Origin of the sequence: Streptococcus loxodontisalivarius (assembly GCF_016908645.1) — a bacterium.
GTDB classification, from domain to species: domain Bacteria; phylum Bacillota; class Bacilli; order Lactobacillales; family Streptococcaceae; genus Streptococcus; species Streptococcus loxodontisalivarius.
The window spans coordinates 41410-55738 of sequence record NZ_JAFBEH010000002.1 but is presented as its reverse complement, the minus strand read 5'-3'; the positions used below and the strand labels follow the sequence as shown (position 1 = coordinate 55738).

Genomic DNA, 14329 nt, shown 5'->3' with positions numbered 1-14329 from the left:
AAAATGTTCATAAAGGAGTGAATCACTTGGATAAACGAAAAGAAAATACTAAGAGAGCTATTTTAGAAGCTATGGTCACCTGTTTACAGAGTCAATCATTTAATGACATTACGACCATTAAATTGGCTCAGACAGCTGGAATCAGTCGCTCTAGTTTCTATACCCATTACAGAGATAAATATGAGATGATTGATAGCTATCAGAAGGAACTATTTCGCCTTATTGAGGATATTTTTAATCAGCATCATAGTGATAAAAGGGCTGCCCTAAATGATATCTTTGTCCTATTTCAGAGAGAAGAGCTCCTTTGCGCCCTAATCAGTAATAATGGCTCAAACGAGCTCAGAGATTTTATTATTAACAAGGTCAAACGCTTTATTGACCGTGATACCTTTGATCGCTTTGGTCGAACTGACCTCAATGCTACTGAACGTGAATATGGGATTATTTACTTCTCCCAAGCAGTTTTCGGTATCTTCCAAGCCTGGGTGGATAAGGGAAAAAAAGAAAGTCCCAAAGAAATGACAGACCTTCTCTTAAAATTCCTTCCATAAAGAGATTCCTTCTGATTTGAAATCAGAAGGTTTTTTCATAGTAAGAAAGCAAACTTCCATCTCGAATCATTTTCGCAAAAACAAAAAAGCCCACAAAAGTGGACTTCTTGTAAAATGTTTTTTAAAATTAAAGCATTTTGTTGTAGAATTCAACGACAAGAGCTTCGTTGATTTCTGGGTTGATTTCATCACGTTCTGGAAGACGTGTCAATGAACCTTCAAGTTTTTCAGCGTCGAATGATACGAATGCTGGACGACCAACTGTAGCTTCAACTGCTTCAAGGATAGCTGGAACTTTAGCTGATTTTTCACGAACTGAGATTACTTGACCAACTTCAACGCGGAATGATGGAATATCAACACGTTTACCGTCAACAAGGATGTGACCGTGGTTTACGAATTGACGTGCTTGACGACGAGTAGTTGCAAGACCAAGACGGTAAACAACGTTGTCAAGACGACGCTCAAGAAGAACCATAAAGTTGAAACCAAGTGTTCCACCTTTTACTTTAGTAGCTTGTACGAACAAGTTACGGAATTGTTTTTCACCCAAACCGTATGAGAAACGAAGTTTTTGTTTCTCAGCAAGTTGCAAACCGTATTCTGAAAGTTTTGAACGGTTGTTTGGACCGTGTTGACCTGGTACGTAGTTACGACGTGCCAATTCTTTACCTGTGCCTGTAAGTGACAAACCAAGGCGACGTGATTGTTTCCATGATGGACCTGTATAACGTGACATTTATAATGTCCTCCTCTAAAATATTCTTGAGGAAATAATGAATTAAGCAAACCTGATTCGTTCAGAAGATCTTCGCCCAAACAGCAAAGGTTACTAGATAGCTGACCTCCTGTTGACGAGCTTCATTTTGCTCTGCTATTATTTCACACAAAGATAATTATAACACGAAAAAAAGGCTCTGTAAAGCCTTTTTGCTTTATTTTGCTTCAAGTTCAGCCTGTTCTTCTGCTGACAAGTAGCGGATCAAAGTCTTCTCAGTCAAGATATCTGAGTAAGTATATGACTCAACATAAGAATTTGCCATAATACCAATATCATTGTACTCAACGATAAAGAGAGATGGGTAAACCTCGATCAAACGACCGATCTTGTTCTTCTCACGTTTACGACCATTTTCAAGTGTCAACTCAACCAATTGTCCTTCATGGTTTTTGACATCTTCTTTGATTTTTTTCATTTTGGCTACATCTGCAAATGCATCACTCATAAGATTCTCCTTTAATGTTCTTCAAATTGTGCGATACTTGAGAACTTGTTGTACTCTTTCTGGAACATCAACTTGACCGTCCCACGCGCACCAGCACGGTTTTTTTCTAAAATAACTTCAATGGTATTGTCTTCAACAGTTTCTTCCGCTTCCTCACCTTCTTTACGATAGTAATCGTCACGGTAGAGGAAGGCAACAATATCCGCATCCTGCTCGATTGATCCAGACTCACGAATATCGGATAGGACAGGTCGTTTATCCTGCCTTTGTTCAACACCACGAGACAACTGACTGAGGGCGATAACTGGCACCTTTAACTCTTTGGCTAAAATTTTCAGCTGACGCGAAATATCTGAAACCTCTTGTTGACGGTTTTCAGGACGAGTCCCTGTAATCAACTGGAGATAGTCAATAACAATCAAACCAAGACCACCCTCTTCTTGAGCCAGCTTACGTGAACGAGCCCTGATTTCCGTAATTTTGATACCTGGGGTATCATCGATGAAAATAGGTGCTTCCGCCAAGGCTCCTTGGGCGATGGTAACATTGTTCCAGTCCTGTTCAGTTAGCTGACCAGTACGCAGAGCGTGTGAATCAACCATACCTTCCGCAGCCAGCATACGGTCAACCAAACTCTCAGCACCCATCTCCAGAGAGAAGATGGCAACAGGACGGTTTTGCTTGGTGCCGACATTCTGAGCAATATTCAGAACAAAAGCGGTCTTACCGACCGCAGGACGTGCTGCTAAGATAATTAACTGGTCAGGGTGTAAACCTGTTGTAATCTTGTCTAAATCTCTAAAGCCAGTCGGTAAACCAGTGACGTCGCTAGTCTGTTGCGAACGAATTTCCAAGGTTTCATAGTTGACCTTTAGGACATCCGAAATCTTACGAAAACCTGATCGATTGCTGTGCTCATTGATATCAATCAAGGCTTTTTCAGCACCAGAAATAATATCTTCTGAATCTCTAGAGCCCTCATAGGCTTGGTTGACAGTCTCTGTCAAGCTAGAGATAATCCGTCTCAGCATAGCCTTTTCGGCAACAATCTGAGCATAATACTCCGCATTGGCACTGGTTGGCACACTGTTGACTAGCTCAACTATATAAGACAAGCCACCGATATTTTGCAAATCACCTTGATTATCCAAAATATTACGAACAGTCGTCGCATCAATAGCTTCATTACGATCTGCTAAGGTAATCATCGCCTGAAAAATAATGCGGTGTGAATACTTGTAAAAATCATCTGGCTCTACAAACTCACGCACAATAATCAGCTTATCAGGCGAGATAAAGATAGAGCCCAAAACAGACTGTTCTGCAATTAAATCTTGCGGTTGCACGCGCAACTCTGGTGCATCTGCCACTTTTCGTTTACCTCCTTTTCTATTTGATTTTTAAACATTAGCCAGAAATTCTCGCTGAATTCCTCTGATGATTATGCTTGTTTAACTGACAATTTGATTTCTGCTGACACTTCCTTGTGAAGTTTTACAGGAACCTCAATCAGACCGATAGCACGAATTGGCTGCGCAAGCTCGATGTGACGTTTGTCAATCTTGATATTAAATTGTTTTTCCAACTCCTCAGCAATTTTCTTAGCTGTGATTGAACCAAAAGTACGACCATCAGGACCAACTTTTTCTGTAAATTGAACACGAGTATCTTCTTTTTCAAGTTCAACTTTCAAAGCTTTTGCTTCTGCCAAGACTTCTGCTTGGTGTTTTTCTTCTGATTTTTGTTTTCCTTTCAACTCGCCGATTGCTTGGCTTGTTGCTTCTTTGGCAAGGTTTTTCTTAATCAAAAAGTTTTGAGCGTAACCTGATGGTACTTCTTTGATTTCGCCTTTTTTACCTTTACCTTTAACGTCTTGTAGAAAAATAACTTTCATGATTTACTCCTTTATATCAATCAATTCATTTGCAATAGTTTCAATAAGAGATAGCTTGGCTTCTGTCACAGTCATTCCCTCAATCTGACAAGCTGCTAGATTGAAGTGACCACCACCGCCCAGTTTCTCCATAATTCGTTGAACATTGATTTTACTACGACTTCGAGCTGAAATCGCAGCCTTCCCTTGGGAATTTTTAAAAATAACAAAGGTTGCTTCAATATTTGCCATAGCTAGCATGGCATCCGCTGCTTTACTTGCAATGACATTGCTGTAAACCTGCTGGTCAGCACCGCTAGCCACAATAATATTAGCACCGATTCGCTCACCGCTCAAAATCAATTGATTGATCAAGCGGTACTCATCAAAATCCGTTGCCAGAATGGACTGGATTTCGATGCTATCACTTCCCAGCGTTCTCAAGTAGCTAGCCACATCGAAGGTACGGCTAGTCACACGTGTTGAGAAGTTCTTGGTATCAAGCATAATACCTGCCATCAAGATACTTGCCTGTAACTTGGTCAATCTTGTCTTGGCAGCTTGGAACTGAATCAGCTCCGTTACCAATTCACTTGCAGAGCTAGCACCACTTTCAATAAAGGTCAGCACTGCATTTTTCGGAAAATCCTCGTCACGACGATGGTGATCCACAACGATAACCTCTGTAAACCTATCGTAAAGCTCTCTTGACAGGGTCAGCGACAGCTTAGAGTGGTCAACCATTATCAAAAGGGAATGCTTATCGATCTTCGGCAAGGCCTCATCAATACTAATGAGACTGGTTTGACCATCTTCCTGAATACGACTCAAAGCCCTAGAAATATCAGGACTCAGCTCATCTGGGTTGTAAACCACATAAGATTCAGGAACAACCTGACTGGCAAAAAACTGCATCCCCAGAGCAGAGCCTAGAGCATCCATATCCAAGTGATGATGTCCCACAACATAAACCGACTGAACGGTTTTCAGCTTATCTGAAATAGCTGTCATCATGGCACGAGTTCTTGTTCGAGAACGTTTAACCGTTGATACCGTACCTCCACCAAAGTAGAGCAGTTCTTTCTGATCGTCGTTTTCTTTAACAACAACCTGGTCACCACCACGTACCAGAGCAATATTAAGATTTTGGAGAGCAACAGCACCAATCTGATTGTGCTTATCATCTCCAAAAGAAATCCCCATGCTAAGTGTCAATGGAAGCTTACGTTCCTGACACTCTGCTCTAAACTGTTCCAAAACCTGGAACTTATCTGACATCAAATCATCAAGCACCGCATAATTCGTGAAGAAATAGAAACGATCCATATCCACACGACGGTAGAAAATATGACGCTCTTGGGAGAACTTTGAAATAAAGGTCGCAATAAAGCTGTTTAACTGCGATACATCAGAGTCCATCATATCATCGATAATGTCATCGTAATTATCAACTGAGATAACACCAATCACGGGACGACTGGCACTCAGACTAGGCAGGGCCTCTGTCTTGCGACTGCTGTCAAAGAAGTAGAAAATCCCTGATGTCATATCAATATAGGTTGCATAGCGATTGCCACCGATTTCTAGAGTGTGATTAGCAGTTGCATTCTTATACCCTGCAATCACCTCTGCCACAGCATCCAGGTCCAAATCACCAGACTCAGTAGTTGAAAAAATTAGCTTTGCATAGGGATTGTACCAGTCAATTGCATCTGTCTCAAGATCAAACTTAACAACCCCAACAGGCATCTGATCAAGAAGAGTCTTCAAACTCAACTCCGACTGGCTATTTAGCAGATCAATCTGCTCTGCTTCTGTCAGTTCATAGCTCATCTTCTGGTAATAGAGCAGAGCTATAACAAAGGCCATAGTCATAAATAGAATCATGATTAGGGCCGACTGTGATCCAATTACTCTCACACAAAGAGCTAATAATCCAAAGAGAATCATTCCCATCAAAACCAGATGGATTGTCTCAAAACGAAATTTTTTCATCATTAACCTCTTAAACCCGTATATTATACCATAAATAAGGCTTAAAAAGTAGCATTCACAGCTGACTCCAAGTTACATTTTGGTTACGAGCTTAAGGCTTGCGACGCGCCTTATTATTTCCTTCCAAATAAACCATAAGGATCGAAATATCGGCTGGGTTAACACCTGAAATACGACTGGCTTGTCCAATGGTTTCAGGATTGATTTTTTTGAATTTCTGACGAGCTTCTGTTGCGATAGAATCGATGGCATCCCAATCAATATTAGCAGGAATACGTTTTTCCTCCATTCGTTTCATTTTTGCAACTTGATCCTGAGCCTTATTGATATAGCCTTCATACTTGATTTCCGTTTCAAGAAGCTCAATCAATTTAGCATCCAAATCCTCAGCCGCAGGACCTACAAAGGCAACGGCTGCATCATAATTGATTTCAGGACGACGCATGAATTCTTTAGCTGTCATGGCATCTGTCAGTGGTTTGAAACCTAGAGCTTGAATTTTTTCGTTGGTTTCTTTGATTGGTTTCAATTTCAGACTGTCCAAACGTTTCAATTCATTATCAAATTGATTTTTCTTGATTTGGAAATGATCCCAACGCTCATCATCGACCAGACCAACTCCACGACCAATAGCAGTCAAACGCATATCAGCATTATCATGACGAAGAATGAGGCGGTACTCAGCACGTGATGTCAAGAGACGATAAGGTTCCAAAGTTCCCTTGGTTACCAAGTCATCAATCATAACACCGATATAAGCATCGCTACGTTTCAAAATCAACTCAGGTTTACCTTGCACCTTGAGCGCAGCATTGATACCAGCCACAAGTCCTTGACCAGCAGCCTCCTCATAACCTGAAGTCCCGTTAGTTTGACCAGCTGTGAAAAGTCCCGAAATCAGTTTGGTTTCAAGCGTTGCACGCAACTGGTGTGGCAAAACAATATCGTACTCAATAGCATAACCTGTACGCATCATCTCAGCCTTTTCAAGCCCCTTGATAGAGTGTAAAAGGTCCTTTTGCACATCCTCTGGAAGACTAGTCGACAAGCCCTGAACATAGACTTCTTCTGTGTCACGCCCTTCTGGCTCTAGGAAAAGTTGGTGGCGCTCTTTATCCGCAAAACGAACGATTTTATCTTCGATTGATGGACAATAGCGGGGCCCCACACCTTTAACAATACCGGAGAACATTGGTGCTCTATGCAGGTTTTTATTGATAATATCGTGGCTGCTTTGATTAGTATAAGTCAACCAACACGGTACCTGATCTTGCAGGTAATCTTCATCTTTTGACAAGAATGAGAAATGATTTGGCTTCTCATCACCAGGTTGAATTTCCGTCACTGAATAATCAATGCTCGAGGCCTTGACACGAGGAGGTGTACCCGTCTTGAAACGACCAATCTCAAGACCTAGTTTTTTGAGATTGTCTGCCAAGGTCACTGACGCTAGGCTATTATTTGGACCTGATGAGTATTTGAGATCCCCAAGAATGATTTCGCCACGTAGAGCTGTACCTGTTGTGACTACAACTGCCTTGGCTGCATATTTTTGACCAGTCGCCGTCAGAACGCCGACTACCTGACCATCTTCAACCAAAATATCATCAATCATGGTTTGACGTAGAGTCAGATTTTCCTGCTTTTCAACTGTCTTTTTCATTTCCTGCGAATAAAGTGCCTTATCTGCTTGAGCACGAAGAGCACGTACGGCAGGTCCTTTACCAGTATTGAGCATTTTCATTTGGATATAGGTCTTGTCAATGTTACGTCCCATTTGACCACCTAGGGCATCAATTTCACGGACAACAATCCCTTTGGCAGAACCACCGATTGACGGATTACATGGCATAAAGGCCAACATATCTAGGTTAATCGTCGCAAGCAGGGTTTTACACCCCATGCGACTAGCAGCTAAGCTAGCCTCCACACCAGCATGCCCTGCACCAATGACAATAACGTCATAGCTTTCTGTAAAATCATGTGTCATTTTAGTTCTCATTTCTATTTATTATGTGTCTAATCTGTCCAGACCAGTTTGGTAACTCTGTTTTTAAAAAAGAGGGTCTGATGTCTATATTAACAAGTTGATCAAAAGCAATCCATTCGCAAGGATAGGAACAATTTGCTTCCACCATTTTCATAGGAACCTCCCCCAATGGCTCCACAAGGTAGTGAAATTCAATGTTATGAAAATTCAAGCCATTAGCAGTAAAGCGATTTTCAACCACGAATGCCAAATCTGTCACCTTGACACTTATGCCAAGTTCTTCCTTGACCTCTCTGACAACAGCTTCCTCAGACGTCTCACTGACTTTAACAGCACCACCAATCGTTTTATACTGGTTACCTTGCTTTACCAATAATATCGTACCTTCTTTGACAAGCAAAGCTGTCGCTCTAACACCGTAAACTTGATTGTCAACCTTTGTTCGAAAATCCATGCCAGCCTCTTTCTACACAAAAAGAGCCAAAACTCTCGAAAATTGCAGGTCAAAAAACCTACAATTCCCATGAGCTTTGACCATCATGTTAATTGTGCCTCTATTATATCAAAATAGGGGTTCTTGTCAATAAATGTCCTTATCAACTATGTAAACCAAATAAGGTTTGCACACTAGAAATAACCATTTGAACTCCAATGGTAAAGAGGATGAGTCCCATCATTTTTGTTATGATTTTCATCAAGTTATCTCCTAAGAGTTTAGAGATTTCCTTGGCATTTCTTAACAGTAGATAAGTAATGATAGCTAGACTTGCAAAAGATAGGACTGTAATGAGCTGATTTTTCAATCCGCCGTGAGCAAGACTAAGAGCCGTTGTAATGGTTCCTGGTCCAGCAAAGAGAGGCATTGCCAAAGGAGAAATAGCAACAGACAGAGGATCAGCATTGGCATCATTTGCAGGCATTCCCTTAGCACTAGGTGAATGATTGCCATTAATCATATGATAGCCAATAATCGCTACCAGAATCCCACCTGCTACTCGGAAAGATTCAATGGTAATACCGAAAACCTTAAAAATCAGCTCACCTGAAAAGACAAAAATGACAACGATAATGAAAGCAATCAAGAGACTCCTAAAGGCAATCTTTTGAGAGATTTTTTGACTATCGTCTGCTACCAATGCCATATAAGCAGGCAAATTAGAAATTGGATTCATAATGGCAAAAAAGGCCATAAATGCGTAAAGAAATTGAGATACCATGTCCACCCTCACTTAGTATAGTAGTTTGACAAAGGAATAGAACCTATGCTCATCAAAGCGACTTGTATTCTATCCTAGCCTTTATTCAATCCACCATTTTTAAATATATTGACAAGCGATACCATCTTTATAGGCTTGATCGATAATACCGCCACCGAGACATTCTTGACCATCGTAGAAAACAACAGCCTGACCTGGTGTAATGGCACGTTGTGGCTCTGCAAAAATGACTTCTGCCTTATCACCTTTGACCTTGACAGTTACTTTACTATCTGGTTGACGATAACGGAATTTAGCTGTGCATTCAAGTGTGAATTCTTCAGGCATTTCACGTGTGAAATGGATTACGGAAGCGTCAAGGCTAGTTGACATCAGTGATTCATGATAGAAACCTTGTCCCACATAAAGAATATTTTGTGATAGGTCTTTTCCGACAACAAACCATGGTTGATTGTCACCACCATGCTGCCCACCGATACCAAGTCCACCACGTTGACCGATAGTGTAGTACATCAGACCTGCATGTTCACCCATATCACGACCGTCAACAGTCATCATACGACCTTTTTGAGCAGGGAGATATTGGCTGAGAAACTGCTTAAAGTTTTTCTCACCGATAAAACAAATACCAGTTGAATCTTTTTTCTTAGCAGTTGCAAGACCTGCACGCTCTGCAATTTCCCTTACTTCGGGTTTTTGTAAATGCCCCAATGGGAACATCGTTTTTTGAAGTTGCTCCTGAGAAAGTTGGCTCAGGAAGTAAGTTTGATCCTTGTTATTGTCGGCACCACGTAGCATGTGGACAGTTCCGTCCTCATCACGTGTCACTTGAGCATAGTGACCTGTCGCCACATAATCTGCTCCCAAAGTCATAGCGTAATCCAGGAAGGCTTTAAATTTAATTTCCTTATTACACATGACATCTGGATTTGGCGTACGTCCTGCACGATATTCAGCAAGGAAGTACTCAAAGACGCGATCCCAGTATTCTTTTTCAAAGTTTACAGAATAGTAAGGAATGCCGATTTGGTCTGCAACAGCAGCAACATCTTTATAGTCTTCTGTCGCCGTGCAGACACCATTTTCATCTGTATCATCCCAGTTTTTCATGAAGACGCCAATCACATCATAACCTTGCTCTTTCAATAGCAGAGCTGTTACGGATGAATCGACACCACCACTCATACCAACGACAACACGAATTTTTGAATTATCTGTCATGATAATCCTCCCATCAAATAATTTTTTAACATAGACTTGAAGGGTCTAGTTTTTCAAACATCGATTTGAAGGTCGAGCTTGATGCGCCAAAGCGCAAGGTCTATTATAACACGATTCAGCTGGAATGCAAAAGGCTTGCGCTTTCACGCAAACCTTGTTCTTATGTAAATCTGTTGTAAAGACAAGAAGATCCATGCTAATAAGGACATGATAACCAAGCCTGATAACCACAGAGGAACTTCAAAGCTTACAATCAACTGATTTTTTCCTTCTTTGGAAGTGACAGTCGGTGTTCCGATAACTGATAGATCATAGTCAGCTGCTGTCAATTCTTGTCCGTTTAATTCAAGCTGAGTATTCCTATACTTAACAATTGGCAGTTCAATTTCCTGCCCCTGACTAGCAGTCCAAGTTAGAATCAATTGATTGCCCTTGACAGTTTTGTCAACCTTATCATTGTTAAGAACAATTCGATTATAGTACAAATCATAAGTATTCTGTGTTCCTCGAATACCATAAATTGGGACATAGTCAGGAGTTGTTTTGACAATCAATTCTAGAAAGGTCTTCATATTTGAAGAGGTTAAGCTTTCCTTGATTTCGTCATAAGTCCCATTGAGATAAACGTGTCTACTTTTTTGTAGGACATACTGCTCCTGCTCAGCCTTATTAGCTCGCTGAACAGTCGTTAAGATATTCTGTCCTAAGCCAACAAAAGCAAAGCAAAGTAAGACCCAAGTTGTTACTTGTCGCCACTTGACAAAGCGGTTGACAGTTAGACCTGTTATCACCAATAAGAGGATCGTTGCTGGAACAAAAAAGCGAAATGGAAACTGGATCAGTTGAGCAAAGGAATTACCATTATCGACTAGCCACTGCCAAGGGAAAAAGCTGGTTGACAGGTAGATAAAGAAAAAGTAAATCAGATGCAGTACCCTCTTCCAATTAGCCATCGTTCTAAAACGTATCGCTACATAAATCAACTGAGCCAGCAAAAGAATAACTAGAGATACTGGTGTAAAGAGCCAATAGGACGAATTGCCATCAACACCATTGACACCAATAGTCTCATTGATAAAAGGATCCAGCAGTTTATTCTGTAATCTCAGATAGATTAGCACTGCCCAAACATTTGCTGTCAAAATCGCAAAAAGAAAGACTGACCATAAACCTTTTCGAATCAAAAGCCATCTATCACTGGACTTGATAAAACCATAGAGGAAGAAAGGAACATACATCATAATAAGCAACATAGCGCTTAACAGATGTACCTGAAAAATCAAGGCAACCGAAACCGCTAACCGAATCGGCTCGACCTTCTTATAAAAAGTAAAGCGAATAGCTGGAATAAAGCAGAAAGGAAGAATGGCTGCGCCCCAGCTTGAAAAACCTTGGCGCATAGTCCAATACTGAATAGCAAAGGTTGTCATATAAAAGAGACCAAGTGTCAAGGAGGTGAACTTTTTAACCTTTGCTTGTCTCAAAAGGGCATAAATAGAAGAACCACCGATGACTCCAATCAAAAAACGTGACAGGAGTTGATAGCGAAACCAATTGCCACTAAGCAGAATTAAGAGTCCTTGAAAATAAGCAAATAAAGGTCCATAGATGGCATTGACTATCCTAGCTGATTGCTGGAAACCATAAATACTGATGAAGTAGGAAAAATTTCCTTCCTTAATTTGCATAGCAGCATCATAAAATCGATTATAATGAAAAATAGAATCTGATCCCATCAAAACATCTCCAGTCAAAAGCTGGGGTAGGATGAGAAGAAAGCTAAAGATTATTATAGAAGGTAAAACATAGTGACCTCTTAAGGTTCTTAGTATTTTTTTCATGTGCCTTCCTTTCTATCTTCTTCTATTATAACATAAGAGATATAGACTGCTAACTTTGATACTACAACATCTCTTTGACTAAAAGTTTAAAATATGATTAACTAGATATAACATAGTATTAGCATACCATGTTGCTAATAAAGGTTTTTCATTATCTTGTCAACTAATATGTAAACTACATTGACAAGGTTGTTTGCAAAGGAGGTCGCATGAATATTCTCTTTGATTTAGATGGAACTTTGGTTGATTCAAGTTCAGGTATTACTTCAGCTTTTCGTTATTGCTTTAAAAAGCTTGGTCTCGAAGAGCCGAATGATGAGCAACTACGCCGTTTTATAGGTCCACCCCTAGAAACAACTTTCGCAAACTACTTCCAATCAAAAGAAGATATAGAGTCAGCCATTCTTACCTTTAGAGAGTATTATAATACTAAAGGTGTTTACCAGGTTTCGCTTTACGATGGTGTCAAAGAATCTTTACAAGAACTATCTCAATATGGTAGTAGACTCTTTGTTACAACAAGCAAAAACGAACCTATGGCAAGGCTTATGCTGAAAATTCTTAAGATTGACAACTTCTTTACAGCGATTTACGGCGCCCTGCCTGATCGTTTTTCAAAAGCGGATGTTATTGCTGCTTGTCTAGAGAATTATCAGTTAGAGTCTAGTGACTCGTTTATTGTTGGAGATACGTCTTTTGATATCATAGGAGGTCAAGAAAACAAGATTAAGACAGTTGCTGCAACTTGGGGATTTGGTAATTATGACGAACTAAATCAGGCTAAGCCAGATTTCTGGATTGATAAGCCTCAAGATATCAAGCAGGTAAGAATTCAATAGTCATAGAATTAATATCTTATCAATTACTGAATTTCATAAATCAGAATATAAAAAGAACAAGTTAGGGACTATCCCAACTTGTTCTTTTTTGATTAGTAACCCCAAGCCGAAAGACCTTGAGCATTGTAAGCATTGATAGCTGATTGAATTTGATCATCAACTGTCGCTGTAGATCCCCAACCTGGCATTGTTTGGAAGAGACCTGATGCCCCTGAACCATTAGTTGCTGAAGAGTCCCCATTTGACTCACGCGCAATAATATATTCCCATGTTGATTGAGAAACACCTGTTGCCGCCGCCATTTGTGCTGCCGCATAAGATCCTGTAGCTCCAGCAGTGTTCCCGTTTGCAAGTGTTGCTGAGCTTGAACTTGTAGCCTGCTGACTCGTTTGAGCGCCGGCTTGAGCTACTGAAGACTCTGTGTAGGCAGTATAGGTTTCTTCTGTTGCAGCAACTGTCTCCTGAGTTGTTTCATAAACTTGCTCTTCGATAGTAGTAGCTTCAGAAACCTCTTCCTGAATAGCTGGCGCTTCAGTTACTTGACTAGTCTCCGTTGACGCTTGAAGACTAGTTTCTGAAGTCAACTCTGTAACTTCTTCAGCATTAGCTTTTGTGAGTTTTGTAAATTCAGTATTTGATGTTTGATCTGCTAGATTATCAGTATTCGTTGCAGCCATTCCTGTTAGGAAGGCTGTTAATCCTAATAATGGTAAAGCTAATAAGGTTAGCTTTGTTCTCTTCTGACGCTTTAATTTGTTTGTTCTACTATAAGTCATAATTAACCACTCTCAATTTCATATTTCAACTTATCTTAACGAATTCTTATTACTTCTTGATTGAGAATATATGACAAATATTACAAAGGTTTTGTGAATTCATTGAAATCAAGCAAAAAAGGGGAGTTATACACACTCAACCCTTTTTGTTTTTTCAAATATGATAATTTTTAAAGATTTATCCACAGATGCTTCTTAATACCAGTTGTTAGCATTCCAGAAGGCAAGAGCTGCTGACCATGAACCGTAACGACTTGCTACATAAGCATCTGCTGTACGTTCTTGGTTTTCAGCTGATGTGTCACCGTTCAAGTATGACAATGACAATTGGTAACGACCATAGTATTGTCCATTTGTGGCAGTGTAGCTACCTGATGATTCACGTTGTGCGATTTCTTCCTTAGCAGCGTAATCTGCTGCGCTCAAAGTTGATGTATACGAACCTGTTGTTACAGATACTGTATCACCTGATGTCGTTGTAGTAGATGTTGAGTCTGTTGTACTTGTTGTAGTGGCTGTTGAATCAGTTGAACCATTGATTGACAAGACTTGTCCAACAGACAAAGTGTTAACATCTGAAATATTGTTTTCACTTGCAATAGCTGAAACACTAGTATTGTGTGATGCTGCGATTGCTGAAAGTGTGTCACCTGACTGAACAGTATATGAATCAGCATTTACTGCTGCTGGCAAGATAAAGCTTGCTGCAGCTGCTAGAGTCAAAAGACCTGCTTTCATTGTTTTTGATTTATTTTCTAAAATTGATTTGATTTGCATATTGAATACGCTCCTTATTG

General features: G+C 40.2%; 14 protein-coding genes. 2 read left to right on the top strand and 12 right to left on the bottom strand.

Features of this window, described 5'->3' with window-relative positions; genetic code table 11:
- Positions 1 to 71 precede the first annotated feature (71 nt).
- Complete coding sequence (locus tag JOC28_RS01025; RefSeq protein ID WP_205008828.1) at positions 72 to 554, top strand: TetR-like C-terminal domain-containing protein; 483 nt, start codon at positions 72 to 74, stop codon at positions 552 to 554.
- Between the two features lie 127 nt (positions 555 to 681).
- Here the strand turns inward: JOC28_RS01025 and rpsD are convergent, their stop codons facing one another.
- The 10 genes from rpsD to JOC28_RS00975 form a co-directional block, all read right to left on the bottom strand.
- A complete protein-coding gene (rpsD, locus tag JOC28_RS01020) occupies positions 682 to 1293 on the bottom strand; it encodes a 30S ribosomal protein S4 (RefSeq protein WP_205008787.1) in 612 nt (203 codons plus the stop codon).
- A gap of 196 nt (positions 1294 to 1489) precedes the next feature.
- Positions 1490 to 1780 carry a Veg family protein gene (locus JOC28_RS01015; RefSeq protein ID WP_205008786.1) on the bottom strand — a complete coding sequence of 97 codons (291 nt, stop codon included), beginning with the start codon at positions 1778 to 1780 and terminating at the stop codon, positions 1490 to 1492.
- An 11-nt stretch (positions 1781 to 1791) separates the two neighbouring features.
- Complete coding sequence (gene dnaB, locus JOC28_RS01010; RefSeq protein WP_205008785.1) at positions 1792 to 3150, bottom strand: replicative DNA helicase; 1359 nt, start codon at positions 3148 to 3150, stop codon at positions 1792 to 1794.
- Positions 3151 to 3221: 71 nt separating this feature from the next.
- Positions 3222 to 3674, bottom strand: a complete 453-nt coding sequence (rplI, locus tag JOC28_RS01005; protein ID WP_205008784.1) for a 50S ribosomal protein L9 — start codon at positions 3672 to 3674, stop codon at positions 3222 to 3224.
- Positions 3675 to 3677: 3 nt separating this feature from the next.
- A complete protein-coding gene (locus JOC28_RS01000; protein ID WP_205008827.1) occupies positions 3678 to 5648 on the bottom strand; it encodes a DHH family phosphoesterase in 1971 nt (656 codons plus the stop codon).
- Between the two features lie 91 nt (positions 5649 to 5739).
- A complete protein-coding gene (gene mnmG, locus JOC28_RS00995) occupies positions 5740 to 7638 on the bottom strand; it encodes a tRNA uridine-5-carboxymethylaminomethyl(34) synthesis enzyme MnmG (RefSeq protein WP_205008783.1) in 1899 nt (632 codons plus the stop codon).
- Between the two features lies 1 nt (position 7639).
- Positions 7640 to 8092, bottom strand: a complete 453-nt coding sequence (locus JOC28_RS00990; protein ID WP_205008782.1) for an NUDIX hydrolase — start codon at positions 8090 to 8092, stop codon at positions 7640 to 7642.
- A gap of 142 nt (positions 8093 to 8234) precedes the next feature.
- Entirely contained in the window at positions 8235 to 8855 is a 621-nt protein-coding gene (locus JOC28_RS00985) for a MarC family protein (RefSeq protein ID WP_205008781.1), read from the bottom strand.
- A 99-nt stretch (positions 8856 to 8954) separates the two neighbouring features.
- A complete protein-coding gene (gene mnmA, locus JOC28_RS00980) occupies positions 8955 to 10076 on the bottom strand; it encodes a tRNA 2-thiouridine(34) synthase MnmA (protein ID WP_205008780.1) in 1122 nt (373 codons plus the stop codon).
- Positions 10077 to 10219: 143 nt separating this feature from the next.
- Positions 10220 to 11917, bottom strand: a complete 1698-nt coding sequence (locus JOC28_RS00975) for a hypothetical protein (RefSeq protein WP_205008779.1) — start codon at positions 11915 to 11917, stop codon at positions 10220 to 10222.
- 209 nt (positions 11918 to 12126) lie between these two features.
- On the opposite strand from JOC28_RS00975, the gene JOC28_RS00970 reads away from it, so the two are divergent.
- Positions 12127 to 12756 (top strand): HAD hydrolase-like protein, encoded by a 630-nt coding sequence (locus tag JOC28_RS00970; RefSeq protein ID WP_205008778.1) that lies wholly within the window; start codon positions 12127 to 12129, stop codon positions 12754 to 12756.
- A 92-nt stretch (positions 12757 to 12848) separates the two neighbouring features.
- Here the strand turns inward: JOC28_RS00970 and JOC28_RS00965 are convergent, their stop codons facing one another.
- Both JOC28_RS00965 and apf read right to left on the bottom strand, forming a co-directional pair.
- Positions 12849 to 13532 carry a transglycosylase SLT domain-containing protein gene (locus JOC28_RS00965; RefSeq protein ID WP_205008777.1) on the bottom strand — a complete coding sequence of 228 codons (684 nt, stop codon included), beginning with the start codon at positions 13530 to 13532 and terminating at the stop codon, positions 12849 to 12851.
- Between the two features lie 195 nt (positions 13533 to 13727).
- Positions 13728 to 14309, bottom strand: a complete 582-nt coding sequence (gene apf / locus JOC28_RS00960) for an aggregation-promoting factor (protein WP_205008776.1) — start codon at positions 14307 to 14309, stop codon at positions 13728 to 13730.
- Positions 14310 to 14329 lie beyond the last annotated feature (20 nt).

Bases quoted from the DNA above. Each gene is read 5' to 3' on its own strand.
- JOC28_RS01025 (WP_205008828.1), top strand. From the start codon at position 72: ATGGTCACCTGTTTACAGAGTCAATCATTTAATGACATTACGACCATT.
- rpsD (WP_205008787.1), bottom strand. From the start codon at position 1,293: ATGTCACGTTATACAGGTCCATCATGGAAACAATCACGTCGCCTTGGT.
- JOC28_RS01015 (WP_205008786.1), bottom strand. From the start codon at position 1,780: ATGAGTGATGCATTTGCAGATGTAGCCAAAATGAAAAAAATCAAAGAA.
- rplI (WP_205008784.1), bottom strand. From the start codon at position 3,674: ATGAAAGTTATTTTTCTACAAGACGTTAAAGGTAAAGGTAAAAAAGGC.
- JOC28_RS01000 (WP_205008827.1), bottom strand. From the start codon at position 5,648: ATGAAAAAATTTCGTTTTGAGACAATCCATCTGGTTTTGATGGGAATG.
- mnmG (WP_205008783.1), bottom strand. From the start codon at position 7,638: ATGACACATGATTTTACAGAAAGCTATGACGTTATTGTCATTGGTGCA.
- JOC28_RS00990 (WP_205008782.1), bottom strand. From the start codon at position 8,092: ATGGATTTTCGAACAAAGGTTGACAATCAAGTTTACGGTGTTAGAGCG.
- JOC28_RS00985 (WP_205008781.1), bottom strand. From the start codon at position 8,855: ATGGTATCTCAATTTCTTTACGCATTTATGGCCTTTTTTGCCATTATG.
- mnmA (WP_205008780.1), bottom strand. From the start codon at position 10,076: ATGACAGATAATTCAAAAATTCGTGTTGTCGTTGGTATGAGTGGTGGT.
- JOC28_RS00975 (WP_205008779.1), bottom strand. From the start codon at position 11,917: ATGAAAAAAATACTAAGAACCTTAAGAGGTCACTATGTTTTACCTTCT.
- JOC28_RS00970 (WP_205008778.1), top strand. From the start codon at position 12,127: ATGAATATTCTCTTTGATTTAGATGGAACTTTGGTTGATTCAAGTTCA.
- JOC28_RS00965 (WP_205008777.1), bottom strand. From the start codon at position 13,532: ATGACTTATAGTAGAACAAACAAATTAAAGCGTCAGAAGAGAACAAAG.
- apf (WP_205008776.1), bottom strand. From the start codon at position 14,309: ATGCAAATCAAATCAATTTTAGAAAATAAATCAAAAACAATGAAAGCA.